At 33.0% G+C, this 26,897-nt stretch carries 26 protein-coding genes and 1 other RNA gene; 17 read left to right on the forward strand and 10 right to left on the reverse strand.

Features of this window, described 5'->3' with window-relative positions; all coding sequences use genetic code 11:
• Positions 1-28 precede the first annotated feature (28 nt).
• Positions 29-1,015: an MBL fold metallo-hydrolase gene (locus AC1RPT_RS02795; RefSeq protein ID WP_481761278.1), complete on the reverse strand. Its 987-nt coding sequence runs from the start codon at positions 1,013-1,015 to the stop codon at positions 29-31.
• Positions 1,016-1,132: 117 nt separating this feature from the next.
• On the opposite strand from AC1RPT_RS02795, the gene AC1RPT_RS02800 reads away from it, so the two are divergent.
• Positions 1,133-1,489, forward strand: a complete 357-nt coding sequence (locus AC1RPT_RS02800; protein WP_481761279.1) for an iron-sulfur cluster biosynthesis family protein — start codon at positions 1,133-1,135, stop codon at positions 1,487-1,489.
• Positions 1,490-1,533: 44 nt separating this feature from the next.
• Here the strand turns inward: AC1RPT_RS02800 and yjeM are convergent, their stop codons facing one another.
• Both yjeM and AC1RPT_RS02810 read right to left on the reverse strand, forming a co-directional pair.
• On the reverse strand, positions 1,534-3,006 hold the full coding sequence (gene yjeM, locus AC1RPT_RS02805; protein ID WP_481761280.1) for a glutamate/gamma-aminobutyrate family transporter YjeM: 1,473 nt from the start codon (positions 3,004-3,006) through the stop codon (positions 1,534-1,536).
• A 33-nt stretch (positions 3,007-3,039) separates the two neighbouring features.
• On the reverse strand, positions 3,040-4,476 hold the full coding sequence (locus tag AC1RPT_RS02810; protein ID WP_481761281.1) for a C69 family dipeptidase: 1,437 nt from the start codon (positions 4,474-4,476) through the stop codon (positions 3,040-3,042).
• A gap of 219 nt (positions 4,477-4,695) precedes the next feature.
• Here AC1RPT_RS02810 and AC1RPT_RS02815 point away from each other — a divergent pair, with 219 nt between their 5' ends.
• Together AC1RPT_RS02815 and AC1RPT_RS02820 are read left to right on the forward strand one after the other, a co-directional pair.
• The gene (locus AC1RPT_RS02815) at positions 4,696-5,586 is read left to right on the forward strand and encodes a YitT family protein (RefSeq protein WP_409022584.1); all 891 of its coding nucleotides are present in this window, start codon (positions 4,696-4,698) and stop codon (positions 5,584-5,586) included.
• A 14-nt stretch (positions 5,587-5,600) separates the two neighbouring features.
• Positions 5,601-5,789: a 2-hydroxymuconate tautomerase gene (locus tag AC1RPT_RS02820; RefSeq protein WP_481761282.1), complete on the forward strand. Its 189-nt coding sequence runs from the start codon at positions 5,601-5,603 to the stop codon at positions 5,787-5,789.
• 89 nt (positions 5,790-5,878) lie between these two features.
• Here the strand turns inward: AC1RPT_RS02820 and AC1RPT_RS02825 are convergent, their stop codons facing one another.
• Complete coding sequence (locus AC1RPT_RS02825) at positions 5,879-6,691, reverse strand: Cof-type HAD-IIB family hydrolase (protein ID WP_409022582.1); 813 nt, start codon at positions 6,689-6,691, stop codon at positions 5,879-5,881.
• Between the two features lie 293 nt (positions 6,692-6,984).
• Here AC1RPT_RS02825 and AC1RPT_RS02830 point away from each other — a divergent pair, with 293 nt between their 5' ends.
• Together AC1RPT_RS02830 and AC1RPT_RS02835 are read left to right on the forward strand one after the other, a co-directional pair.
• Complete coding sequence (locus AC1RPT_RS02830) at positions 6,985-7,308, forward strand: metal-sulfur cluster assembly factor (RefSeq protein WP_481761283.1); 324 nt, start codon at positions 6,985-6,987, stop codon at positions 7,306-7,308.
• Positions 7,309-7,330: 22 nt separating this feature from the next.
• On the forward strand, positions 7,331-8,305 hold the full coding sequence (locus AC1RPT_RS02835; RefSeq protein ID WP_481761284.1) for an ABC transporter permease: 975 nt from the start codon (positions 7,331-7,333) through the stop codon (positions 8,303-8,305).
• A 63-nt stretch (positions 8,306-8,368) separates the two neighbouring features.
• Here the strand turns inward: AC1RPT_RS02835 and fni are convergent, their stop codons facing one another.
• Genes fni through mvk form a run of 4 tightly spaced genes read right to left on the reverse strand, consistent with a single transcriptional unit; the run spans position 8,369 to position 12,446 of the window.
• Positions 8,369-9,406, reverse strand: a complete 1,038-nt coding sequence (gene fni, locus AC1RPT_RS02840) for a type 2 isopentenyl-diphosphate Delta-isomerase (protein ID WP_481761285.1) — start codon at positions 9,404-9,406, stop codon at positions 8,369-8,371.
• Between the two features lie 15 nt (positions 9,407-9,421).
• The gene (locus tag AC1RPT_RS02845; protein ID WP_481761406.1) at positions 9,422-10,486 is read right to left on the reverse strand and encodes a phosphomevalonate kinase; all 1,065 of its coding nucleotides are present in this window, start codon (positions 10,484-10,486) and stop codon (positions 9,422-9,424) included.
• Between the two features lie 30 nt (positions 10,487-10,516).
• Entirely contained in the window at positions 10,517-11,482 is a 966-nt protein-coding gene (mvaD, locus tag AC1RPT_RS02850; RefSeq protein ID WP_481761286.1) for a diphosphomevalonate decarboxylase, read from the reverse strand.
• Positions 11,472-12,446 carry a mevalonate kinase gene (gene mvk / locus AC1RPT_RS02855; protein WP_481762176.1) on the reverse strand — a complete coding sequence of 325 codons (975 nt, stop codon included), beginning with the start codon at positions 12,444-12,446 and terminating at the stop codon, positions 11,472-11,474. The genes mvaD and mvk overlap by 11 nt, the downstream gene beginning before the upstream one ends.
• A 184-nt stretch (positions 12,447-12,630) precedes the next feature.
• On the opposite strand from mvk, the gene AC1RPT_RS02860 reads away from it, so the two are divergent.
• The 4 genes from AC1RPT_RS02860 to AC1RPT_RS02875 all read left to right on the forward strand — a co-directional run bounded on the left by AC1RPT_RS02860 (position 12,631) and on the right by AC1RPT_RS02875 (position 18,193).
• Positions 12,631-15,456: a helicase C-terminal domain-containing protein gene (locus AC1RPT_RS02860; protein ID WP_481761288.1), complete on the forward strand. Its 2,826-nt coding sequence runs from the start codon at positions 12,631-12,633 to the stop codon at positions 15,454-15,456.
• 64 nt (positions 15,457-15,520) lie between these two features.
• The gene (locus AC1RPT_RS02865) at positions 15,521-16,018 is read left to right on the forward strand and encodes a cell wall elongation regulator TseB-like domain-containing protein (protein WP_481761289.1); all 498 of its coding nucleotides are present in this window, start codon (positions 15,521-15,523) and stop codon (positions 16,016-16,018) included.
• 90 nt (positions 16,019-16,108) lie between these two features.
• Positions 16,109-17,410, forward strand: coding sequence for an asparagine--tRNA ligase (gene asnS, locus AC1RPT_RS02870; protein ID WP_409022573.1), 1,302 nt, complete (start codon positions 16,109-16,111; stop codon positions 17,408-17,410).
• A gap of 72 nt (positions 17,411-17,482) precedes the next feature.
• Positions 17,483-18,193, forward strand: a complete 711-nt coding sequence (locus AC1RPT_RS02875; protein ID WP_481761290.1) for a DnaD domain protein — start codon at positions 17,483-17,485, stop codon at positions 18,191-18,193.
• Between the two features lie 60 nt (positions 18,194-18,253).
• Here AC1RPT_RS02875 and AC1RPT_RS02880 read toward each other — a convergent pair whose 3' ends face one another.
• Together AC1RPT_RS02880 and recU are read right to left on the reverse strand one after the other, a co-directional pair.
• The gene (locus AC1RPT_RS02880) at positions 18,254-20,500 is read right to left on the reverse strand and encodes a transglycosylase domain-containing protein (protein ID WP_481762177.1); all 2,247 of its coding nucleotides are present in this window, start codon (positions 20,498-20,500) and stop codon (positions 18,254-18,256) included.
• A gap of 35 nt (positions 20,501-20,535) precedes the next feature.
• A complete protein-coding gene (gene recU, locus AC1RPT_RS02885; protein ID WP_481761292.1) occupies positions 20,536-21,141 on the reverse strand; it encodes a Holliday junction resolvase RecU in 606 nt (201 codons plus the stop codon).
• 111 nt (positions 21,142-21,252) lie between these two features.
• Here recU and AC1RPT_RS02890 point away from each other — a divergent pair, with 111 nt between their 5' ends.
• The 8 genes from AC1RPT_RS02890 to purK all read left to right on the forward strand — a co-directional run bounded on the left by AC1RPT_RS02890 (position 21,253) and on the right by purK (position 26,888).
• On the forward strand, positions 21,253-21,819 hold the full coding sequence (locus AC1RPT_RS02890; RefSeq protein WP_481761293.1) for an SLOG family protein: 567 nt from the start codon (positions 21,253-21,255) through the stop codon (positions 21,817-21,819).
• A 66-nt stretch (positions 21,820-21,885) separates the two neighbouring features.
• Entirely contained in the window at positions 21,886-22,227 is a 342-nt protein-coding gene (gene gpsB, locus AC1RPT_RS02895; protein ID WP_481761294.1) for a cell division regulator GpsB, read from the forward strand.
• A gap of 33 nt (positions 22,228-22,260) precedes the next feature.
• Positions 22,261-22,624: RNase P RNA component class B (gene rnpB / locus AC1RPT_RS02900), an RNA gene on the forward strand.
• A gap of 91 nt (positions 22,625-22,715) precedes the next feature.
• On the forward strand, positions 22,716-23,852 hold the full coding sequence (locus tag AC1RPT_RS02905; RefSeq protein ID WP_409022567.1) for a THUMP domain-containing class I SAM-dependent RNA methyltransferase: 1,137 nt from the start codon (positions 22,716-22,718) through the stop codon (positions 23,850-23,852).
• Positions 23,853-23,993: 141 nt separating this feature from the next.
• Positions 23,994-24,596: a nitroreductase family protein gene (locus AC1RPT_RS02910; protein ID WP_481761295.1), complete on the forward strand. Its 603-nt coding sequence runs from the start codon at positions 23,994-23,996 to the stop codon at positions 24,594-24,596.
• A 124-nt stretch (positions 24,597-24,720) separates the two neighbouring features.
• Positions 24,721-25,113 (forward strand): EbsA family protein, encoded by a 393-nt coding sequence (locus AC1RPT_RS02915; protein ID WP_481761296.1) that lies wholly within the window; start codon positions 24,721-24,723, stop codon positions 25,111-25,113.
• 175 nt (positions 25,114-25,288) lie between these two features.
• A complete protein-coding gene (gene purE, locus AC1RPT_RS02920; protein WP_481761297.1) occupies positions 25,289-25,774 on the forward strand; it encodes a 5-(carboxyamino)imidazole ribonucleotide mutase in 486 nt (161 codons plus the stop codon).
• Complete coding sequence (purK, locus tag AC1RPT_RS02925) at positions 25,767-26,888, forward strand: 5-(carboxyamino)imidazole ribonucleotide synthase (RefSeq protein ID WP_481761298.1); 1,122 nt, start codon at positions 25,767-25,769, stop codon at positions 26,886-26,888. Before purE ends, purK begins: the two co-directional genes overlap by 8 nt.
• Positions 26,889-26,897: the final 9 nt, after the last annotated feature.

The following is a 26,897-nucleotide window of genomic DNA, read 5'->3' on the forward strand; positions in this document are numbered from 1 at the left end:
GATTAATAAATATACCATAGAATAAATATTAATAAGTTACAATAGTATTGTTAAAATTTTGGTCTATCAATATAAGTTGCTTAGGTTTATGCGTTAATCGATTTAACAATTCAGGTACTTCTAATGAAGATAAATGTGAATTGATTGGGAGACTATCTTTATTATTTTCCAATAAATCGGTCAGTGAATAGCTATTTTGGGTAGACAAATTAAAATCGCCTAACTTATTTTCTATATTTACCAAGATATATTTCTCAGGATGCCTTTTAATTCCTACAGAAGTAGCATCATTTAATGAAATCACTTCTGAATCAGGATAAAAATACGTCAATAATTGGGAGGTTGGCTTATCTAGTACGATTATTTTTTCTAACTTGTTAGCTACTGTCGCTAACTTATGAATTAAATAAAGATTTTCGTTGGCAACGTTAATAGCAGTTAATTCTTCGACTTTTAAAAGTTTAATGAGATGATCTAGAATCGTAATTTCAGTGTAGTAATTAGTATCTGTTGTGTCGACAGTATTTAAAATTAGAACATCTAAAGGTAGTCGGTTTAAGTCGTGAATCCATTTCTTCGTTCTCTTTTTATGAGGTCCAGCTAAGCGAGTATCACCAGCTAAGAAGGAGTACTTCTGCTTTTCATCTTCTACTAAAAAAGCTAATGAACCCGTGTGTACTGAATCTGATAAAAAACCAATCACTGTAAAATCTCCAATAGTTAGTGCGGTGTTAATCGGAATAATTTTGTAATTTAAGTGTGTTTCACTAATTTTACCTAGTAAGACAAATTGTTGTTTTAATTCAAATGCCTCTTTGGATAAATAGATAGGTAATTTTTGCATCATAGAAGATTCAAGAATTTTTTCATGGATATCTATTGAGAAGTATGAAAGAAAAAGAGCGTCTGCTTGTTCATTTAGTTGTGAATTAACGTTAAATTGAAAGATTGAATGTGAACTTTTAAATTGTGAACTACTATCAAATAAGTTGTTTACTATACTAATTTTGGTCATTATATTCCTCTCTTTCTAATTAGAACTATCATACCATGATGAACCTGAGTCGTCATGCTTGTCTAAAATAATCAGTGGTGTACAATGTAATTATTAAATAAGAAAGCTGGTAATTTCATGTATTTAAAAATAAGTGAAGACGCAAAAAGCAAGATTATGAAACTTATGGGTAATGATTCAGAAATCTTGCTTGATTTTGACGATGGTGTTGGTGCTTTATCAAATGAAGGAACATGTACGTTAGATTCAAGCTTTAGAATGTTAGTAATTGATGACCAGAACGATAGCAAGGCATATGATGGAACAATTGATTCAGATTTAGGTCCCATTAGAGTAAAAGGGTACAGCAAAACTTATATGGATGAGAACATGCAACTTGTCGTTAATGAACGATTCAACAGTTTAGCATTACATGGAGATAATTCAGGACTATTAACAGGTAATGTTAGCTTAGAAAGTCTTGTTAAAAACTAATAAAAAATCGTAAACAATAAAAATTGTTTACGATTTTTTTTAGTTTATTTTTTAATTTTTCTCTCATAACGTGTGTAGTAAAGGAAAGCAACTAGTCCAGAAAGGACAGGACCAGATATCATCCAGAGAGCATTACTTAATGTATCGCTGATAACAGTGAAAATAATTCCAAAGGCTAAAACTAACCAGACGACAATAGTAATAATATTTGTAAGTGTTCTATTCTTATAAACTTCAAAAGGTCGATTTAAGTCTTGACGTTTTTTAAAGAATGGAAATGCACCAATTAAAAATAGATAAGGTACAGAAGTTGAGATATTTCCCATTAACGTTAATTTTGAATAGAATAATGTTGAATTTGAACCTCCAAATGAAACAGCCATGATAATGACAATAACGACGGCAGCTTGAATCCACATTGCAAATTCAGGCATACTATGCTTATTTAATTTCGTCATTTTTGCTGGCCAGATATCCTTAGGTGTTCCAAGAATAAATGATTTGAGTGGTGAGTAAATCAAGACGAAGAATGCACCTGTATAAGCCATGAACATACTTAAACCAGTAATTCTAGCAAGTGTATGACCAAAAATTGTCGAAGCACTTGCGCTCATACCAAAGCTTTGACCTGCAAAATTACCTAAGTTTTCCATCAATATGTAAGAGATGTTACCTAAGTTGGCATTTTGACCACCAAGTTTACTCCAGTTTGTACTAACACCCCAGAAGAAGATTGAGATTGAGTAAGCAAAAAGAATTAATAAAGTGGAAATGATTAAACCCTTTGGAAAATTTTTCTTAGGATTTCTAATACTATCTGTAACACCACTAACTGATTCCATACCACCGTATGCAAAGATGGCAAAAACAATAAATGAAATTAGGGCGATAGGTGATTGATAGCTAGGATTTCTAGAAGTTATAATACTTGTCATACCATGCCATGGTTCTTGGAGTGCACCATGATTAACAATTAAAATAACAATACTTAATAGTAAAAAGATAGCATTTAAACCTAAAATAGCAATACCACCAACTGAAGAAATCTTGGCAATACTACTGATACCTCGACTAGCGACAAAGGTAACTAGCACAATCCAAAGAATTGCAAGAATACCGATAGTTTGTGTTGAAGATAGGCCAAAGATAGCCCAAGATTGTGTTTGATCACTTCCAGAAAAAATTGTTGAAAGTGGAATCCAAACTTTAGATGCAATTGATACCATCCAGACAATCCATGCAAAAAGCCAAATAAATGTTCCTGTGAAAGCAAGTTTGGGGCCAATTGATTCAGCTAACCAAGAATAAATGCCACCTTTTGATTCATTTAAAGCTGAACCATATTCTGCAAACATCAAAGCAGTTGGTAAGAAAAAGAAGAATGCTGCTAAAACGTACCAGATAATACTAGCGTAACCCATTTGAATAAAGGCGACGGGAGTATTTGCAAATCCAAAAATAGTTGTAAAAATCATTAAAATGAAACTTGTTAGGGAAATTTTCTTTTGTTTGTCCATAAGACTTTTGTAATTCCTTTCGGTTTCTTATATTTATAAGTTTTGGTCAGTTTTAAAATTTAATGGTGATAGGTCAGTTGATAATGTAATTAGCTGACTAATTAAGGCCTTAACCTTGATTTCAGCAGCTTCAGTAATTTTTAGATTTTCTTCAGTTAAAAAATCTGTTAGGTCTGTACCACTTTTAGAAATTGCCTCTGTTTGAATCCGTTTTACGGAGGCATTGAATTGGATAATTAAATCTTTTTGGAGATCTTTCAGTAATGAGCTAAATTCTAAGTAATGTGAATCAACCAAAATACCTAATTGTTTATATAACCAGTAAGCAGATTTGTCATCATATACATCGGTACCAATTTTATAATTCTCCGGTGTATCCGTAATACCAGCAAAGAAAGGTACATAAGCACTTTGAGCCGTAACACCCATTGATAGCCAATGGATACCACCAATTTCAAAAGGTAAATCAGGTCTAATTTGTAAAATATGAGACTCTTGTGTTTTTGCTAAACTAATGGGTCTGAATTTATGTTTATCACTGATTGAACCAGTTCCAATCGGATCATATTGAGTTCCTTGGAAATGTGAGCCAAGAATTTGTTCTAAATCTTCACGTTGAATTAAATGATCAGCCTGACGAATGAACGGTAAATTCATACTCATAGGATCTTGTGAAGCAACTGATGGTGTTAAAAGTAATTGGCCATACCAAACTCTTGGTGTGCTGTAAATGGCATCAGATTGATCATGAGTTCCAAAGATATCTCTAAAATTAAATGAATCTTTTTGGTTATTTAAATGATTATCAGAAACAAATTTCTGAATACCAGAACTAAACATAAAATTAGCGGAATCAGTAAAGTTAATTTCTTGAATAGCTAGTTGGTTGGCAACAACTGCATAAGAATCATCCGGAATACGTTGCGCAACCCAATGGTGACCGGTTGCAATTTCCATATACCAAACATCTTTTTGATCAGAGAACAAGACACCATTTGTTTCACTTGAACCGTATTTTTCTACTAATGATCCAAGGTAACTAACACCTTCTTTTGCGGAGTGAATATAGGGAAGAGTAATTGTTACAATTGCTTCCTCACCAATTCCGTTTTCAGTTAGTAAGGGATCGTAACTGAGAACCCGGCTATTAGCGTATGCACTTTCAGTAGCGCTCATAGCCACACCATATTCATTAAAGCCATCTTCTTCAAAAACACCAAATTTTGGTGTCCATTCAGGAGTAGCTGAATATTTACCACGAATTTTTGGTAATGGCATTTTAAAGTGATTATCTGGTGATTCAAATAAAGGTGATTGTTCAAATTCTGTATGAGCATGAATAACAAAATGTTTTGGCCATGCTGTTTTTGCATCTTCATTACGGCCAATAAAAGTCGACCCATCTGCAGTTGCTTTAGAACCAGCTAAAACACTTGTACATGCTGAAAAATTAAAAGGGTCTGTCGTCATGGATATTTCTCCTCCCAGTAAATAAATTTAGATATTACCATTTTATCATTTAATTGCTATTTTTAAACGCCATTTGTAAATAAATATTCGTATTTAACCGGTTACGCTGTATAAGGTTAGTTTAATAGAAATTTAAAATGAGAGATTACTCATTTTATTAATATTATTGTTTAATAAAAGGTAAAATGAAAAGAGTCACATATAATAGGAGGGAGATTTATGAAGTTATCAATTTCTGATAAAAATAAACGACTAGTTATAATTGTATTTTCGGGATTATTAATTGCATTATCCCTTAATTTCTTTCTGATTCCAGGAAATATTTTTGGAGCTGGTGCCAATGGTATTGCCCAATTACTTTCTGCTATTTTTTATGATCTATTTCATATTAAAATTGGTACTGGATATCTAATTATGTTAATAAATATTCCAATTGGTATATTAGGCTGGTATAAAGTAGGACGTTCATTTACATATTATAGTGTACTGACCGTCGCTTCTTCATCTCTCTTTACGGTAATTTTACCCGTTCATCAATTATCAACTAATCCATTAATGGCAGCATTATTTGGTGGTGTAATAAGTGGTATTGGGGTTGGATTAGCATTAAAATTTGGTTTTTCAACTGGTGGGATGGATATCATCGCACTTGTTCTAGCTAAAACGACAGGTAAAACAGTCGGTTCATTAATGTTATCAACAAATATGATTATTATTTTAACGGCTGGATTTTATTTCAGTTGGGAAAGTGCTTTGTATACAATTATTTCTAATTATGCTATGTCTAGAGTTGTCGACGACATCCATACATCGCATCAAAAGTTAACAGCATTTATTGTTACAAAAGAAGCAGATTTAGTTGTTGGAGCGCTCCAAAAATCATTAATTCGTGGAATTACAGTTATTGACTCAAAGGGCGCTTTCTCAAATGAAGAAAGTAAAGTTTTGATGTTAGTTATTACACGTTATGAATTATATAATTTAAAAATGACAATTAGTGATGTTGATCCAAATGCATTTATGAACTTAGTTAATACCGCTGATATTGAAGGCAATTTCCTAAACTCAGACCAACAAGAATTATTAAGAAAAGGGCAATCAACTAAATAAAAAGGAGATTCGTTATGCCAATTATAAATATTGATTTAATTGAAGGTCGTTCACAAGAACAACTTAAAAATTTAGTTAAAGATGTGACTGAAGCTGTTTCAAAAAATACTGGTGCACCTACAGAGCATATCCATGTAATTTTAAATGAAATGCGTAAAGATCGTTATAGTGTCGGTGGTATTCTAAAAAGCGACGAAAAATAAATATCATTAAATATGACTTCTGGTATATTCCAGAAGTCATTTTTTATAAAAAAATAACAGACCATTACTGATCTGTTACTAATTAACGATTATTTAGCTAAATTTAAATAATTTTTTAAGTAATGAGCAAGCCCATTTTCTTGGTTATTTAAAGAGGTAACATCATTGGCTAGACCTCTAATTTCAGAAGTACCATTTTTCATTGCCACACCCCAGCCAGCATATGAAAGCATTTCTTTATCATTACTTTCATCACCAAAAGCAACGATATCTTTTTGAGAGATACCATAGTAATCTGCTAGATAAGAAACACCAATTGCTTTTTGAATCCCTTTTGAAACAACTTCTAGAACAGGTTTTGGTCCGCCCCAAGTGTTGACTTCGATAACATCACCATATTTTTCAAGTAGTCTAGATGTAATTAATTGTTTTTTATCTTGATCGACAAACATCGTAATTGATGTCGGATCATGTTGTAAATTTTGTTTATTAAGAATTTGATTTGATCTTAAAACTTGTGGGAAAAAGCCTTTCACTAGCTGACTTGCATTGTCAGCCAATAACATATTTTTTCCTTCGGCTGCTAACATGTTAATACCTAATTCTTTTCTAGCGTTAAGAATATCAAAAACAATATCTCGATTAATTGTATATTCGTATGATTTATCCCAATTTTTATGTGGAATATGTGCCAGGGCACCATTAAAATTAATCATTGGAGTTGTTAACCCTAATGAATCATAAATTTGTTTTGAGATACGATATGGGCGTCCCGTTACAATACTGACAATGTGTCCTTCAGCTGTTGCTTGAGTAAGTACTTTTTTTGTTGTTGAACTAACTTCTGCATTATTATTTAAAGTTGTGCCATCTAAATCAATTGTAATTAACTTTTTGTTCATCGTTATTGTTCCTCCATCAACTTAACTTATGTGTAGTAAGATTTACAGTTTTTTATCTTAGTTAGTTCAGGATAGCATTTGAGTATGCAGTATTCAAACGTATTTAACCTTTTTTTATCTATTGTTATAAAATCGTATCTTTAATTTAATCCGGCTTCATAGTAACTTTGGCGCCGTATAACATTATTTTTTAGAAAAAGTAAAGAGTTCAGTAACATTAAAACAATAGATTGCAATGCTAAAATAGAAACGATAAACTAGTAATATTAGCTATTCAAGAGAGGATTAATCCTATGAGTGAAAGACGAAGTGCAGAAATAATTAAGCAAGATATTTTGACACATTTAGAAAAAGTGATGGATCCTGAATTGGATATGGATATTATTAATTTAGGTTTAGTATATGAGATTGAATTAGACAATGACAATAATTGTAATGTACAAATGACTTTAACCACTATGGGTTGCCCGTTAACAGGTGTTCTATCTGATTTAGTCGAAGATGCGTTAAAGCCAGTGCTAGAAATAAAAAAAGTAACTGTACAATTTATATGGAGTCCAGCCTGGTCAATTGAACGTATGTCTAGGTATGCAAAAATGGCACTCGGTGTCCATTAAAAGTTAGGGGGAAATTAAATTGATGATGCGAAGAAGATACATATTTATAGTAGCTATCTTACTACTTACATTCTTTACCACATTTTTATTTTTTAAGATGCAGGAAAAAGATTTAATCACAAAATTAGATAATCATAATCTATCTAAAAATGCATATGTTCTTAAAACAAAAGAACAAAATTTAGATAAATATAATACAACGTTAGCAAAATCAGAAAAAATTTCTGATTTTCAAATTCATTATCAAGTAAAAAACAAAAAAAATATTTCTTATTTTTATGCGAAGGGTAGTTATGATAAGCCACCAATGGTTTCTGGAACTTTTTTCTCAAATAATGATTTTTTATCTGAAGTTCCGGTAGCAGTAGTTGGTCGAAATATTGAAAAAAAATTATACTCGCCATTTCATCAGCAGTATTATAAATTAAATGGGCAATACGTTTCTGTCATCGGTATTATGGGTGATAAATACAATTCTGAGTTGGATAATCAAATTTTTATTGCAATGTCAACTGCAGACATAAGTAAATTGAAGGCAAATAATACAAATATTATTCTTGATTCAAAGCATGTCGTGACTAAGAATGTGTTAACGACCGAATTAACTAATACAACAGTTTCCAAACAGGTTAATGATAATTTAATTTTAACTAATAACTCATGGATTAGTCGACATTGGCAACAAGCGGTGGGCTTAATGGCTGTTATTGCTAGTGTTATGGTCGCAACTTATATTTGGATTGTTGGTGTTAGTAAACAAATTCGTAATCAGAAATTTATCAAACAATCAAAAAAAGTTATTATTTGGAATAACTTGCTAATTTACATGGGATCATTCTTAGTTGGTGGCTTAATAGGAACTGCGATTGGTCAGTCACAATTTTCGATTAAAACAAATATGATAGCTCTGTATGAGTTCGAAGGTACTCTATTTATCGTTGCTTCCGTTGTTTTCTACTTTGTTATCCGTAGAAGAGTTAATAAACGTAATAATTAATAAAAACGCCAAATCAGTTAGATTCATTATCTAACTGATTTGGCGTTTTTTATGTAAACATGATTATATTTGATTTTTAAAATTTTGTAACTCAGGTGATAAAATCATTCTAATTTTTGTTAAATCACTTAAATTTTTGGTGCCAAGTAACAGCATAAGCATGTTAATTTTTGATTGATAATCTGATATGGTATTTGTTAGCGCATCTTGACCTTGTTTATTGAGAATGTGTAAGAATGCACCAGAGATACCAACACTTTTAGCGCCTAAAGCGAGACATTTAACAATATCTAATGGGGTACGAATACCACCAGAGGCAAAAATTGTTAAGCCTGTTTGCAGAGATTTTGTATCAATGAGACTTTCAGCTGTAGTTAAGCCCCAATCCTCTAGAAAGGAGAAATCTTTAGCATGTCTACGTTCGTTTTCAATCATGGCAAAATTTGTGCCGCCACGACCAGAAATATCAACATAACGTACACCAATATCAGCTAATTGTTGAACCGTTTTATGAGACATCCCAAAACCAACTTCTTTAACAATAATGGGTACTTCAAGCTTATTTACGATTGTTTCAATATTCTTCAACCAATAAAACTCACGTTCACCTTCTGGCATAATAATTTCTTGAGCGGCATTAATATGAATTTGTAGGGCGTTTGCTTCAATCATATCAACGGCTCTTTTTGACTGATCTAGTGTTGCATTGGCGCTTAAATTAGAAAAAATGAGACCATTTGGATTCTTTTCACGAAGTATTTTAAATGTATGAGCCTTAGAAGGGTCTTTTAAGGCGATACTTTGAGAACCTGTCGCGATTGGTGTATTTGTGATAGCTGCAACTTCGGCTAATTGTTGATTTAAAATACCCGTTTGTTCACTGCCACCAGTCATAGCATTAATATAAAAGGGCGATTGAAACGAGAAATTTGGAAGCTCAACGCTAGATTGAATATCATTAATAGAAAGTTCAGGTAAATTTGAAGGAATAAGCTTGATCTCATTCAATTGATTTTTTGATTCCGTATTGAATAATTTTTCGGCGATAAATACGTGTTCATCTTTTCTGTGACTTTGAATTAAATTATCGTCTTTAATCATAAAAAACTCCTTATCCTATAAGGTCACTTTGATATCCAAAGGTTGAATATCATTTTGTGCCCAATCTTTAAATAATTCAGTACGATTTGTTTCAGAGGTTGCTAATGCAATACCGCAATCACCACCGCCAGCACCTGATGTTTTTGCGGCAGCATGTTGGGATTCTGATAAATTACAAAGGGAAGTTAATGATTCGGTTTCAATTATTACCTGACTAGCATCGGCTAATTGTTGTAAAATCATTCGATTATTTGTAATTTCTTGTTGAATAATGATGGAATTGTTTAATTTAAAGCCATCAATCATTGCAGTGACACATTTTTTTGAATCTTCTAAAAATTCAGAGTAAGTCTTTTTTTGTTTTGCTTTAAAAAGGGCCATCTTATCAACAAAAATGGAAGTTGAAGCTGGAGAGCCAGTCCAACCGATTAATAATTCTAAATCTTTAGGTTGCGGTAGGCGTTGGACAGAAAGCATAGGCCAATCCATAGATAAAAGTTCGGTTAGTGGCGTACCTTGTCTCATAATTTTTAACCATTCTCGATCAAATGAATAATAAGCAATCCATCCGCCATAAACACTAGCGGCAATATCTCCGAGTGAACCATTTCCTTGAACATCTAGGTGAGCCATTGCTGATAATTTAAATAGAGCGTTATCCGTTAATTTTAAATTATAAAATTGTGAAACGGCACGAACGGTTGCTACGGTAACCGCAGCAGAACTGCCCAAACCATATTTTTTACCATCAGTACTATCTAAATCACTATCAATATTGACATGATAATTAACCATCTGTTTTCCGATGGATTGTGCATATAATTCGGTTAAATGAATCGCCGATAATATGTAGTGAAAGGGGTTATCTCGATTATCAAAAATAATTTTTGTCCCTTGACGATACCAAGATAAAGAATTTTCTTGGTATTGTTTAGATGAAATACTACCTGTTTCTTTACTCTTTTTAATTGTTACAGTTACAAACTGATCAATAGCAACAATAATTGCTGGTGATCCAGGTTCAACAATTGCGTATTCTCCTGCAATATAAAGTTTTCCTGGTGCTTTAGCGGTGATCAAATAGCTCAATTCCTTTCAATATGGATAACACTAAATAAGTGTCGCTCCAGGTCCAGGCTTGGCAACCAAAAGATTTTTTGCACCAAAAAGTGGACTTAATTTATTTAAAATATAAGGTGTTTCAGTTTTGGAACAAATTATTTTAACATTTGGACCAGCATCCATTGTGAAGTAACAGGTAATACCTTCTTGACGCAAGTCACGAATAGCATCCATAGCACGTATGCTGTCAGGATTAAAATAAGTAAAGCTGGGATTAGCGCTTAAAGTTGTTGCGTGCATTTTCATTGCATTATTTTCAGCAATTTGACCAACTTTTTCGAGGTTTTTCTCTATAATAGCCTTTTTCATATCAATTAAATCACGTTCAGAAGATTTAACCCATTCATTGTAGAAAGGTGATGTGTCCACGGAATGTTGCATTCCAGAACGAGAATCAATCGCTTTTTCATGACTATTAATCATAATAGCAATCATTTGAAGATCCCAATCAATCGTTTCTTCAATCGGTATAGCAAAGGAGTCTTCATCATTGTGACCTTTTTCCCATTCAACTAGGCCACCAAAAATAGAGCGACTAGCTGAACCAGAACCACGACGTGCTAATCGTGATAAATCGCGTTTATTTAAATTTAAACCAATTGCTTGACTAGCAGCAAGCGCAAGTGCAGCATATGCGCTCGCTGATGACGCAAGTCCTGCTGAAGTTGGAACGTGATTTATTGATTCTACTTTAGCGTAAATATTTTTTTGTGCTTGATTACGAACAATATCTAAAAAGGCTGATACTTTGTTATCCTTTTTTTGTTTAGAATTTAGAAAGAAGGTATCTTCAGTTAGCGTATCGTCAAAAGTTACCGTAGTATCGGTATAAAAATGATCTAACGTTAAGGATAGGCTATTGTTGTAAGGAATAATTAAATCTTTATTTTGTTTACCCCAGTATTTAATGAGTGCAATATTAGTATGGGCGCGAGCTGAAATTTTATTTTTCAATATGTTGTGACTCCTTTTTAAGGGGTTGAATCCAAGTTGCAATGGCACCATTACGATTTAAGAGATGGCTTAGATTTAAAGCTTCTTCGGGTGTTTTAACTAGGGCTATCATACAGCCACCGCCACCACCACCGGTAAGTTTGGCACCTAAAGCGCCATTTTCTAGACTTGTTTTGACAAGTGCATCTAATTTGGGATGACTAACACCTAAAGATTTTAGTAAATGATGAGCCCTAGATAATGTGTGTCCTAAACTTATAGCATCATCTGTCGCAATTTGTGCCTTAGCCATACTTGTTAATTGACCAAGTTCGGAAATTATTTTTTCAGTAACGTCAGGACTTGATAAGACGCGATCACGAACTTGACCAACAGTTAAACCCGTTTGGCCCTTGATTCCCGTATCAGCAATCACTAAGGTTGCCTCTATGTTTAATGGGACAGGGTAAGCCTCTTGGTGCTTAATGAACCAAATGGGATCGCGGCTACTGGTTGTTGCGGCATCGATACCACTTGGAGAACCATGTGTGGTTGTTTCAGCGATATTGGCAATAAGTAGAAGTTCATCGCGTTCGATTTTCGTATCAAAAAAAGCGTACAAACTTCGAATTATGGCAATAACTGTGGCAGCGGAAGAACCCATCCCTCGTTCAGATGGGATGTCACTTTCAATCGTTAATTTAAATGATTGATGTCGTTTATTCAATGATTTTAAAATGTACTGGATAACTTGCTTAATGCCACGCATATTCATGGGAACATTTTTCAGTTCACCACTATAAAAACGACTTGTGATCCATTGTTTATCTGCCATTGCTTCCGTTAAAACTGATATTTTAACATTTGGTAAAGGGAGGGCAATAGCGGGTTGGCTATAAACAACAGAGTGTTCGCCGATTAATATAATTTTAGCATGGCTAGTACCAAGAAATTTTGCTTCTGTATTATCTGACAAATTGTTCAAAAAAAGAGTCCTCTCTAGATGAATTTACTTCCATTATCATACCTTAAAATTGTCGTTATAGCTATAATGGACTGGATGAACTTTGAGAATTTATAATGATTTAGTTTTTGGCATATGATTCTTTAATCAATATGGTAAAATAAACATAAATGCGTTAACTTAAAAAGACTGGTGATAAACTTCAATGAATAAAAATACGATTTATGCTGTAGTGGATATTGAAACGACGGGAACAAATCTTAAAAGTGGCGATCGAATGATCCAATTTGGTTGCGTTTTAGTTCAAAAAAATCAAATAATAAATTCTTTCTCGTTTGATATTAATCCTGGTATGGCAATTCCGAAAGTTATTACAGAATTAACAGGGATTACAAACCGTCAAATCAGAAAGGCTGCCTATTTTGAAGACGTCGCCGCAACGATTTACGCGATTCTCCAAGATACAGTTTTTGTTGCGCATAATATTAACTTTGATTTGCCATTTATCAATAGTGAGTTAGAAAGAGTTGGCTATCCTGCATTATCAATAAAAGGTGTCGATACTGTACAGCTTAGTCAAATCTTATTGCCAACAGCACCCAGTTTTAAATTAAAAGATCTGAGTCGATATTTGAATCTGACTCACGAAAATCCGCATCATGCCGATAGTGATGCCCATGTGACAGCTGAGTTATTTATCTTCTTATTAACTCGACTAGAAACGATTCCAAGAGAAACCTTATTTGAAATAAATCGTTTAAGTTCATTTTTATTAAGAAATACAAATGAATTATTTTCTGATGCGTACAGTGATAAAAATAGAAGACAGGAAAGACTACCAGATCATCTATACATTGTTGGAGGGATTGTCCTTCAACGTAGGAAACAAGATACATTTAATTTAACGAATTATGTTTATCCTGAAGCAGAAGTAGATAAGAAAAAAATATTTGAAAAACAATTAAGTTGGCGACCTGAACAAGCAAAGATGATGGACCTTATTTCTGAACATTTAAAAAGTGGAAATCGAACATTAATTATTGAGGCTCCTACAGGAATCGGTAAAACATTAGGTTATTTAATTCCAGCAGCTTATCATGCTCAAAATCGCAAACAAATTGTGATTAGTAGTGCGACAACATTACTTCAAACCCAGTTGATGAATCAGGCATTACCGTTACTTAACAAATTATTGCCTTTTCAAACAGCTGCAGTAAATTTGAAGGGCAGTAACCATTATATAAATTTAGCGGCGTTTAAAAAAGAATTAACACAAAAAGAAACCTCTGGACAGATAGCTTTAATGAAAATACGTATCTTAGTATGGCTGACAATGACTAAAACTGGTGAACTTGATGAATTAAAACTTTCAAGTTATCAAAATCCCATTTTTAATCAAATTGAACATCAAGGGGTTGGGAGTTTAGTATTAACTGATCAATTTTTTGAAGTTGACTTTATTAATACGTTATATAAACAAGTTGAATCGTCAGCAATTATTTTTACAAATCATGCTTTTTTAATGAAGCATCCTGGTTTATTTAACTCAGATCGTACAAAACTTGCGCCTGAATTAATTGTAGATGAAGCACAGCATCTTGCTGATGTTGCTCTACAGTCAAATAAAGGACGCATTCGATTCTGGAAAATTATTAATATGTGTGATTCATTATTGACTAGCATACAAAGTTCACAAAAATTTTCTTTTAATGACTTAATGGCAATTAATTTCTTAACAGCTAGTGAAAACAATCAATTATTAACAGAAATTAGGAAATTACGGGAATCAGTTGAGTTACTCATCAGACAATTTTCAAGAGAATATGGTCGACAAATTAGTAGGAATTCAGCAGCAAAAAATGAAACGACCGGAAAAGCAATTATTTTAAAATCAACTGAGCTAATTGGATTGATTAATCGAAATAAAATTATGCTTGAATCTGTTTTAAAAGTGATAACTGTTTTAAAAAGAGATGATGCCATTTTACGAGATCGTTATATCGCTGCAAAAAGCCAACAAAATATCGGCCAAGATGAGCAACAGCTTTTGAATCGTGTTCATAACTTTTTTAAGCAATTATTTGCAGAAACTGAGGGCTGGACTATATTTGAACAAAATCAAGACAAGCTAAATGAAAAGGTGCTTTGGTTAAGTTTTCCGATTAACGGACAAACAGACAAAATGCAATTTGAATTTAGTTTATCAGATGCAACTCATTTTCTTTCTGAAGTAATTTATCGGCACTTTAATCACCTGACGTTTACTGGGGCGACTTTGTTACTACCAGGTAATCCTGATTACATTATTGATCAGCTAGATATACAAGATGATAATTACAAAATCAAAAAATTAGGGAGTCCTTTTGATTATAGTAACCAAGCTAAATTGTATGTAGCAAGTGATGCTTTTGATGTTCGATCATCAAAAGAGCTTTATGAATCTTACTTGGCTGATTCAGTTTATGAGATTATAAAATCACAACGTAAACAAACGTTAATTTTATTTAATTCGCTTGATACGATAGCAAATGTTTATGGGTTATTAACAAAAAGAGGGTTACATCTTGATCGTGAACTTTTAGTTCAGGGTGTTACAGGACGGCCTGAAAAATTAAAAAAACGATTTTTATTAGGTAAAGACGCTATTTTAATGGGTACTGGTAGTTTCTGGGAAGGCGTTGACTTACCAAATGATAGATTAGAACTTTTAATTGTGACGCGGTTACCATTTGAGTCTCCAGAGTCGTTAAATGTAAAGGCGAAAGAAAAAGAGTTTGAAGGTCAAGGTAGGGATGTATTCAGTGAGTATTCACTGCCTAGAGCAACAATGAAGCTTAAACAAGGGTTTGGACGCTTAATTCGGACGTCAACCGATAAAGGGGCAATGATTGCATTGGACAATCGATTGATAAATCAAAGTTATGGTAAAAAAATGATTGAAGTATTGCCGGATGAATTACAACTTATAAATGAACCATTGGCAGATATTATTATTGATTTAAAGACGTTTTTATCTAATTCTGATAGTTAATCAGAATTAGATAATGTCTGTTATAATATGACCGTATAAAACTAAGACAGGAGAAAAATTGATCATGCGAAGATCCCCCAAAAAATCAAAAAACATCGTTTTTCTTTCGATACTTGGTACGATATTAGTTATTGTGGTAAGTGCTTTTATTTTATATAATCGCGCAAAATCACCGATGGCTACAGCTGAAAAAGAAGCTGTTACAATTGCTAAAAAATACGCAAAACTAGATAAAGAAACAGCATTTTATAGATATAATAGGGATGCAACTTATTTTACAGTTGCAGGGACAACAAAAGCTAATAAAAGAATTTATGTGATTGTTGCTCAAAAAGGTGGAAAAGTTAAAGTCTTATCACAATCAAATGGTAAGACAAAAAATGATATTTTAACTTATATCTGGAATGAAAAAAAACCTAGTAAAATATTGAATGTCGGACTTGGTATATACAACGGTGTACCTGCATGGGAAGTGAGTTATTTGAACAAGAAAAAAGCTCTTTGTTATGAAACACTGCAGTTCTCAAATGGTAAAGTTTTAAAATCCGTTGAAAATATATAATTGTCTTATGGACTAATATATCTGACTAATGATATTATAAAAGGAATGAAATCGATCTAGCAACTAGGACCGTAATGAGGAGGAAGTTTATTGAAAACAATTAGTATAATTGATGCTAAAAACCATGTAGACGAAGAAGTAAAAATCGGTGTTTGGCTTACTAATAAAAGATCAAGTGGTAAGATTGCATTTTTACAATTACGAGATGGAAGTGCCTTTTTCCAAGGTGTCGTGATAAAAAGTAATGTCAGTGAAGAAACTTTTGAAATGGCAAAAGAGTTACATCAGGAATCTAGCCTTTACGTTATTGGTGAGATTCATGAAGATAAACGCTCACCATTTGGCTATGAAATTGAAGTTAAATCACTTGAATTAGTTGGTGATAGTCAAGATTATCCAATTACACCTAAAGATCATGGAACAGAATTTTTGATGGATCATCGTCATTTATGGTTACGTTCAACGAAACCATATGCAGTTATGCAAATTAGAAATGAAATTATTCGCGCAACATATGAATTTTTCAATAAAGAAGGTTTTATAAAGATTGATGCGCCTATCTTAACTGGTAGTGCACCAGAAGGTACAACTGAACTTTTCCATACTAAATATTTTGACAAAGATGCCTATTTGTCACAATCAGGTCAATTGTATGAAGAAGCTGGGGCAATGGCCTTTGGTAAAGTATTCTCATTTGGACCAACTTTTAGAGCTGAAAAATCTAAGACAAGACGCCATTTAATTGAATTTTGGATGATTGAACCCGAAATGGCATTTATGCACCAAGAACAAAGTCTTGAAGTACAAGAACAATATATTGCGTTCTTAGTACAAAATGTTTTAGATAACTGTGACTATGCTTTAGATATTCTCGAAAGAGATAAAGAAGTCTTAAAAAGTTATACAAAAACACCATTCCCTAAAATTTCTTATGATGAAGCCGTCGAATTATTACAAAATTCTGGTGAATTTCCTGATACTAAATGGGGTGATGATTTTGGATCTCCTGAAGAAACTTATTTGGCAGAACATTTCAGTATGCCAGTATTCGTTTTAAACTATCCTAAAGCAATTAAACCATTTTACATGAAACCACATCCAACGAGAGAAGACGTCGTTATTTGTGCTGACTTATTAGCTCCTGAAGGTTACGGCGAAATTATTGGTGGTTCAGAACGTGAAACTGATGTAGATAACTTAATAGCACAAATTAAAAAAGCTGGATTGAACGAAAAAGATTACGAATGGTATTTAGATTTAAGAAGATATGGTAGTGTTCCTCATTCAGGATTTGGTCTTGGATTAGAACGCGCAACAACTTGGATTACAGGTGAAGAACATATACGTGAGGCTATTCCATTCCCACGTCTATTAAACCGTATTTACCCATAAAAAAGTAGAGAAAAAGAACCTTTAAACGAAATTGTTTAAGGTTCTTTTCTTAATTAAGGAGGCATTTTCGTTATGGATGCATTTATGAGTCAATTTTTAGAAGCAGGGGAAACCCATGTGTCTAATTTAATTTTACGGAATTATCGAAAAATTGGATTATCAAGTGATGAATTAATTTTCTTAATCCATCTATTAAGCTTTAATCAAGCAGGTAATAAATTTCCAGATACAAATCAAATTGCCAGTCAAATGGGCGTGACGGCCCAGGAAACCTATACATTACTGCAGAAATTAATCGAAAAAAAAGTTATTTCTATCAAAACAATTGATGATTCAAATGGGTACAGCACCGATCAATTTGATTTTAGTGTGTTATATGAAAAATTAAATAATTTAAGTCATAGGACACAAGAAAAGGTTGAAGTTGTTAAGAGTAATAATTCTCGAAAAGAGGTTTATGAAAAAATTGAAGTTGAATTTGGAAGACCTTTATCACCAATGGAATTAGAAAGTATTAGCATGTGGATTGATCAAGACCACTATATTCCAGAACTAATTTTGATGGCGTTGAAAGAAGCTGTCCTTAATCAGGCATACAGTTTAAAATATATGGATAGAATTTTACTAAATTGGGAAAAGAAGCATATAAAAACAAGTCAAGACATAAAAAAAGATAAAGAAAAAAGACAACAACAGAACTTTTCAAATAATGTGAAGAATAATGACAATACAAAAGAATCTAATGATAAACCGGAAATACCCCTATATCATTGGTCAAATTAATGAAATAAATAAAAACCTGGCGATATTCAGAATTTTAACTGAATATCGCCAGGTTTTTATTTAACGAGTAGCAGACGAAACGGCTTTACTGCTGTCTGCTTTAGATGAAGCACTTGAACTAATAGCGGAGCTAGAACTACTAGATGAACTAGAACTTTCTGAAGAACTAGAACTACTTGAACTAGAAGAACTGCTTGAACTAGATTCTTCTGAAGAACTAGAACTATTTGATATCTTAGGAACTGAATATGAACTGCTATCTGCTGTTGTTGTTTCTGCAGTAGATGAATCTGTTAATGATAATTCGCCATTTTTCAGATAAACGTCAGAAGGTTTTGTCCAATCCGTATTTGAAACTGATTGGGAAACGTACTGCATTAAGTTTTTATAAATACCTACAGCTAGATGTTGAGAATTAACATCTAAGTAGTTATTTGCGACTAATGGTGAATCATAACCTGTCCAAACTGCAATTGAGTAATTTGAAGTATAGCCGGAAAATAATGAATCCATAACTGCGCTAGATGGAAATTTAGAAGCAACATTTGATGGATAATCAGTAGTACCGGTTTTACCCGCTTGGTAAAGACCCGGTATTTGAGCTGCCGTACCTGTACCATTAGAACTATTAATAACACCTTTTAGCATATCAGTAATCATATAAGCAGTTGATGTTTTCAGTGCTCTAGTACCTGAGCTAGAATAATTTTCAACTGTACCATCTTTTCTTTCAATTTCTGAAATATAAGTCCCTTTGTGATAAGTTCCACCATTTGCAAATGCTGCATAGGCTTCTGCATTTTGAGTCGTTGACATGTTTGCACCGATACCAGATGAGTAAGTATCAACTTGATCCTTAGAGACACCAAGTTTTTTGACGAATCCTTGGGCTTTTGATAATCCAACCGCTTCAAGTGTCCGAATAGCAGGGATATTACGTGATTGAATCAAAGCATTTCGCATTGTCATTGTTCCAAGATAGCTATTATCAAAATCATTTAATTGTTTTGTAGTAGCATCAGGGTAGTAATATTTTGTATCGCTAACTTTTTGATTAGTTGGGTAGTCTAGATATTCAATAGCAGGACCGTAATCCATAATAGGTTTCATGGTTGAACCGTTGCTTCGACTAGTTGCGACAGCCCGATTATACCCGAAAGTAACATTTGTTTGTTTACGGCCACCAATCATAGCTGAAATAGCGCCAGTTTTTGAATCAACCATGGTAACAGCTAATTGCATTTTACTGTCAGGATAGACCACATAGTTATTTGTATTAGCTATATCATAAAGTCGTTTCTGAGCATCCAAATCTAAGTTTGTACGAATCTTAAGACTACTGTTATAAGGATCAAAACCTTTATCTTTAACAGACTGAATAACTTCTTTTAAATAGGAATCAGAAATTTTTGCATTATAAGTATCTTTTTCGGCAGAATGTGATGTTCTTAGGCCTGAAGTAATTGGTGTCGCTTTAGCTGTACTTGCTTCGCTTGCCGAAATTTTGTTATTTGCTAACATTGCATCAATAACTTCATTACGTCGTTCCTTTGCGTATTCTGGATGCGCGTAAGGATTATAAGAAGATGGGGCATTAGGAATACCAGCAATTAACGCGATTTGTTCTGTATTTAATTTATTCAATTTTTTACCGAAATAGTAATTTGCAGCAGTTTGCATCCCGTAAATACCATTTCCCATAAAGACTTTGTTAGCATAGAACGTTAAAATCTGAGATTTACTGTATTTACGCTCTACTTGTAATGCTAGCCATGCTTCTTGCGCTTTTCGTTTTATTGTTTGATCAGATGCTTTTGTCGAAAAGACAGATAATTTAATAAGTTGTTGTGTTAAAGTACTACCACCTTGAAGACCAGCTGATCCACCAGTGATATTTGACAAGGCTGCACCTACAATTCGCACAGGATCAACGCCATTATGTTTATAGAAACGTTTATCTTCGATTGAAACAATGGCATCTTTTAATAGTTGCGGCATGTCAGACGATTCAGCGTAGACTCTTGAAGTTCCTAAGGTAGTGATGATTTCATCATTCTTTGCATAAATGACACTTGCAGGGGTACTTTCAAGACTACTTGATGTTATTTTTGGTGAATCTTTGGCGTAATAGAAAAATAAACTGATACTAGCAATTACGCCAATAACGAATAGAGCAAGTAAGCTCAAAAAAATACGTTTAAAAAGTTTACCTTTACTATTTTTACCTTTGTTGCCTTTTTTGTTAGTGCTTATTTCTTGTTCGCGTCGCGCAACACGAGTAGTACCTTTATTATCAGCTGTTGCCATAAATAAAATTCTCCTTTAATTATATAAAGCCTTAATTATAGATGCTCTATCATTTTATCAACGTATTTTAAATAGGGAATGACCGGATTTAAAGTATATTGTATCTCGAATCCTTCAGTTTGGACTGTTTTCAATGGAATTGATTTACGACCATTAACACTCTGCTTATCCCAGTAAGTAAATAGCGTTTTTGATGGTAGTAAGTAGACCTTACCTAAGGTTGTGAACTTCATTATAACAAAACTAATTCCTCTTTGTAATACACATGATTTCATATGGTTAATTTGGTGCTCATGAAAATTACTTAACGGAAATGAAGTTTTATTTTTAGTTTCTTTAGCTTCAAAATCTAAATAGTGGCCATCGTATATGCCATTGTAGTCAGTTGTTGACGCAGTTTGAAAGTAAGCTTCTTTAATAACAGCTGCACTTCGTTTAGGATAATCAACTTTTACAATTTGAATAGGCGTTGGTTTTTTGTGAATGACAGCCATATTATGAGCAAGGTAAAATGCGTTGCTTACGTTGATATCATCCTCTAATGACATCCCCCGTTTACCAAACAACAGCATATTTGACTTTTTTTGCGTATTTAAAGGTGATTGTTCATAAAGTTTTCCATTAGGATAATTAATACTCACAGTTATTTCACGCTCCAATCTAAAATATTATAACAATAAGTGATATAATTTAATAGCTTTAAAGGATTTGGTAACATATTCTTAATATAAGAAAGGAATATTTAATCAATTATGAAGCGTTTATGGGTGACTGGTTATAGAACATACGAATTAGGTATTTTTAATGAAAATGATCTTAAAATAAAAATCATTAAAAGCGCAATTAAAAAAAATATTATTAATGAAATAGAAAATGGATTGAAGTGGGTTATAACTGGCCCTCAGCTTGGTGTTGAGCAATGGACGGCACAAATTTGCCTAGATATACAAAATGAATATCCTGATTTCAAGGTATCAGTTATGCTACCATTCAAAGAGTTTGGTAATAATTGGAAAGATGATAAAAAATTAGTTTTAAATCAAATATTAAATGATGTAGATTTTTCTGATTATGTTAGTAAGGATACCTATCAGTCGCCACAGCAATTAAAAAATTATCAAACTTTTATGATAGAACACACAGATGGCGCGTTATTACTTTATGATTCAGAAAATGAAGGCAAAACAAAATTTGATTTATTAAAAATAAAGCAAACTAAAGAAGTGAAAAACTATGCATTACGTATGATAGATTTTATGGAATTAGAAGATATTGCAAACGAAATGGAAGAGGAACAAAATAATCATTTGAATTATTAAATAATTCTGCTATAATAAACAGGTATTAACATTATTTATGAGAAATTAGTGATGAGGTGTACGAATATGACGGATGTTAATTTTGTACCTAAAGATATCTTACAAAAACATTTTGAAACAAAAATGCGTGGATATGATTCTAAAGAAGTTGACGAATTTCTTGACGATGTTATTAAAGATTATGAAACCTTTGATAAGAAAGTCAAAAAACTTCAAGAAGAAAATGATCGTTTAATTGCTCAAGTCGACGAACTTACAAAACAGGTTACTGTTGGTAAAAGTTCACAGACGACCCAAACAACATCTACAACTTCAAATATGGATATTCTTAAACGATTATCTAATTTGGAACGTCGTGTGTTTGGTGCACAGTTAGATGAGAATGAAAATTCTAGAAATCAATTTTAAATTAATTGAATGATGTAATATAGATTCAGTGTAAATTTCGGGTAATTGCGGTCTATTAAGTTAGGCTGAGGAAAGTCCATGCTTGCACAAGCTGAGATGCTTGTAGTGTTCGTGCTTGGTGAAAAAATAAGCCAAGGTACCTTCGGGTAACGGCGGATAAAATGACTAAGGCTTCGGCTATGTCAAAGTAATCTGTAAAGTGCCACAGAGACGATACAATATTGGAAACGGTATTGCTGGAACGCGGTAAACCCCACGAGTAGGCAACCCAAACTTTGGTAGGGGCGCTTCATGACGGAAATGAACAAATCATGGGGGCAGATAATATCTGGAGATAGATGATTACCACTGATTTCATCGCCTGAGATGGATGACGTACAAAACATGGCTTATAGAAATTTACATGATTTCAGGATGAACTAGGATGAAGAATTTTCTTTTATCCTAGTTTTTTTATTAAAAAAATTAAATTATAGTGAAGGTGCAAAATGGAAACTTTTAAATTATTGGCAACCGCAGCTAGCGGTATTGAGTCAATTGTTGGAAACGAACTTAAACATATGGGTTATGATGTTCAAGTAGAAAATAGTCGTGTCCGCTTCGAAGGAACAATGGAAGATGTTATTAATACAAACCTATGGTTGAGAACCGCAGATCGCGTTAAAATCATTGTTGGTGAGTTTACGGCTACGACTTTTGACGATTTATTTGAACAAACAAAAGCAATCTCTTGGGATAAGTTTTTACCATTAGATGCGGAATTCCCTGTTCAAGGAAAATCTCAAAAATCAACACTCTATAGTGTTCCAGATGCCCAAGCAATCGTGAAAAAAGCAATTGTTGATCAATTAAGTGATGTCTATCACCGTACAACACGCTTACCAGAGACGGGTTCAAAATATCCATTGGAAGTTGCTATTAATAAAGATAACGTCTTATTGACACTTGATACAACGGGTAGCAGTTTATTTAAACGTGGTTATCGTGTTGAAAAGGGTTATGCTCCTTTAAAAGAAAATATGGCAGCTGCGTTAGTTATGTTAACTAATTGGTATCCAGAAAAACCTTTTGTTGATCCAGTATGTGGTTCAGGAACAATCCCAATTGAAGCTGCATTAATGGGACATAATATTGCACCTGGTATCGGTCGTTATTTTGTATTCGAAGATTGGGATTTTGTTGAAAAAGGACTATTTGATCGTTTAAGAGAAAAAGCAAAAGGTGAAGCAAATCTTGATGTAGTATTAGATATAGCAGGTTATGATATTGATGCTGGCATGATTGAAATTGCTAAAAAGAATGCCGCTGAAGCTGGCGTCTTGGATAGTATTGAATTCAAGCAACTTGCTGCAAAAGATTTTACAACAGAAAAAGAAAATGGTGTTTTAGTCGCTAACCCACCATACGGTGAACGATTGAGCGATACTGAATCTGTACGTGTTTTATACAAACAGATGGGTGTTGTTTATAAACAAATGCCTACTTGGAGTAAATATATCTTAACAAGTGACTTAACTTTTGAAGAATATTATGGTTCAAGAGCATCTAAAAAACGTAAGCTATATAATGGCTCATTGAGAACGGATTATTTCCAATATTGGGGTAAACGTAAACCAAGAGCATAATAAATAATAAGTTTAAAAGCTATCTAATCAACGATTAGGTAGCTTTTTTTATTTAAGATAAAAAAAATAAGTGTTATCTCTTTACTTATTAATAGTAAGTGATATACTAAGTTTATTCAAATAGAGAAGGGGAAATTAATTATGAAAACTCAATTATTAGATCTTATGGAACAACGTCGTTCAATTTACGCTTTAGGGGATAAAGTAAGTCAAACACCTGATGAAATTACTGGTGTTATCGAGGATGCTATAAAGAAATCACCAACATCATTCAATAATCAAACAATTAGAGCAGCAATTTTATATGGTAAAAATTCAGACATGGTTTGGGATATCGTTGAAAAACGTCTTAAATCTGAGGTTCCTAATGCTGAAGCATATAAGAAAACTCAAGAAAAGATTGCAACATTCCGTGCTGGATTTGGAACAATATTATACTTTATAGATACTGATGTTGTTGCTCAAAATGAAAAAGATTTTGCTTTATACGCTGATAACTTCAGAGTTTGGGCAGAACAAGGTTTGGGCGGTGCTCAACAAAGTGTTTGGACAGTATTAGCTGAAAATGGTATTGGCGCAAGTTTACAACATTATAATCCACTTATTGATACTGAAATTAAAAATGCGTTTAATATCCCTGGAAACTGGGAATTACGTGCACAAATGCCATTTGGTTCAATTGAAGCAGCGGCAGGAGATAAAGATTTCATGTTAGATGATGACAGATTCTTAGTTATTAAATAATAGTTCAAAAAGATGAAACTTAAGGTTTCATCTTTTTTTATGGAAAAATATAGAATATCTGATCAATTATGTTAAGCTTTAAATATAGAAGAATAATTTTATTGTGTTAGAGGAGATCATAAGCATGAAAAAATATCAAAAAACATATTTTTATCAACCCGAGCTAGCTAAAACGGTTATTTTATGGTCATGGACGTTCTGCTTATTTTTAGGTAGTTTATTATTATGGTTAGAGATAACAACATTACAAATTTGGACAATTGTTTTATTTATACTTTTTCTTATTGTATCAATTGTTCAAATCTTGAATCGTAAATTAATAGTTGACGACAAAAATATTAAGTTAACTAAGGTTATTCGAAAACATAATGAAATAATTGAAATTTCCGCAATAAAACAAGTTAAATTAAGAAGATTTGGACTATCTTTTTATTTAGCCAATAGTAAAAAGTCAGTTGTTTTGAATTCTAGAAGCAAGTTACAATTATACACGGACCTTAAAAAGGGAAATAAATGATGCCAATAGGTGTCATTTATTTTTTTATAAAAAAGAAATATTAAAAAGAGAAATAGCTTGAATATCCATTAAAATACGAACTATTTTTATTAATTTTTTAATTTCGTCCTTTTTTTGCTTTGACACAACGCTGAGTTGTTGATAGAATAGGTTTATTAAATTTGGAGGTAATCGAATGGCAAAGATAGCAATTGTAATGGGATCGATTTCCGACTGGACCACAATGAAATTTACGGCTAATTTATTAGATGAACTTGATATTGAGTATGATAAAAAAGTTATTTCGGCACATCGAATGCCAATAGAAATGATTAAATTTGCAGAAAGTGCGGATAAAAATGGGTATGAAGTTATTATTGCTGGTGCGGGTGGTGCCGCACATTTACCAGGAATGATTGCAGCTTCAACCGTCATCCCTGTAGTAGGCGTTCCGGTGCAGTCCCATGCGCTAAATGGAATAGACTCTTTACTGTCAATTGTTCAGATGCCTGCGGGAACACCCGTAGCAACTATGGCAATTGGTAAAGCAGGTGCAACAAATGCCGGCATCTTTGCCGCAAAAATTTGTGCCTTAAGTGATTCAACTATAAAAGATAATTTAAAGTCATATCAATTATCACTCCATCAAAAATCTTTGGAAAGTAGTGATTTACTTGATTAAAAGGATATTACCAGGACAAACAATTGGTATTATTGGTGGTGGTCAGCTAGGACAAATGATGACAACGTCTGCAAAAGAAATGGGTTATCGTGTGATTATATTAGATCCGCAAAAAGATTGCCCAGCTGCTCAGGTTGCGGACAAACAAGTGATTGCAGATTATGACGATGAGATTGCTATTTTAAATCTTGCAAAAATGTGTGATGTACTAACGTTTGAGTTTGAAAATGTAGATGCTGATACGATTGATGCAGCAAAGCAATATTGCTATGTTCCACAAGGGTCGACTGCACTGCGTATTTCACAAGATAGAATTAGTGAGAAACAATTTTTGGAAGCTCATAATTATCCAATCGCACCATTTAAATTAATACAAAGTTTTGATGATTTAGAAAATGCCATTAAAATAACTGGGTACCCATCAATTTTAAAAACGATTCGTGGCGGATATGATGGTAAAGGACAAGTTATTTTAAAGACAAGTGCTGATTTGATTGAAGCGGGAAAATTGATTCAAAATAGAACATGCGTGTTAGAAGGCTTTGTTCAGTTTGATCGTGAAGTTTCCGTTATCATTGCTAGAAATGAATTAGGCCAACAAAGTATTTTTCCGATTATCGAAAATCAACATCGTCATAATATTTTACATGAGAGTTCTTGTCCGAGTCGTTTATCGATTGAGACAAGAAAAGAAGTTGAAATTATTGCAAGTCAAATTGCTGATGATTGTTTGTCTGTTGGAACAATGGGGATTGAATTTTTTGTTTCAGATTCAGGTGGCGTTTATGTTAATGAAATTGCACCTAGACCACATAATTCCGGACATTTAACAATTGAGGCCTGTTCCTTATCACAATTTGAAGCGCATATTAGAGGAATTTGTAATTTACCAATGTTAAAACCACAGTTGTTAAGTCATGCTATTATGATTAATATTTTGGGACAACATGTCCAGTCAGTATTAAATGAAATTCAAAATGAAGGTCAATGGCGGTTTCATTTTTATGGTAAAAATGAAGCAAAACAAGATCGTAAGATGGGTCATGTAACGATATTAACCGATAATATTGAGCAAGCTAAAATTGATGTATATCAAACGAAAATTTGGGATTAAGAGAGGAAG

The organism is Dellaglioa sp. CoH-56-MRSF-11 (genome assembly GCF_056782135.1).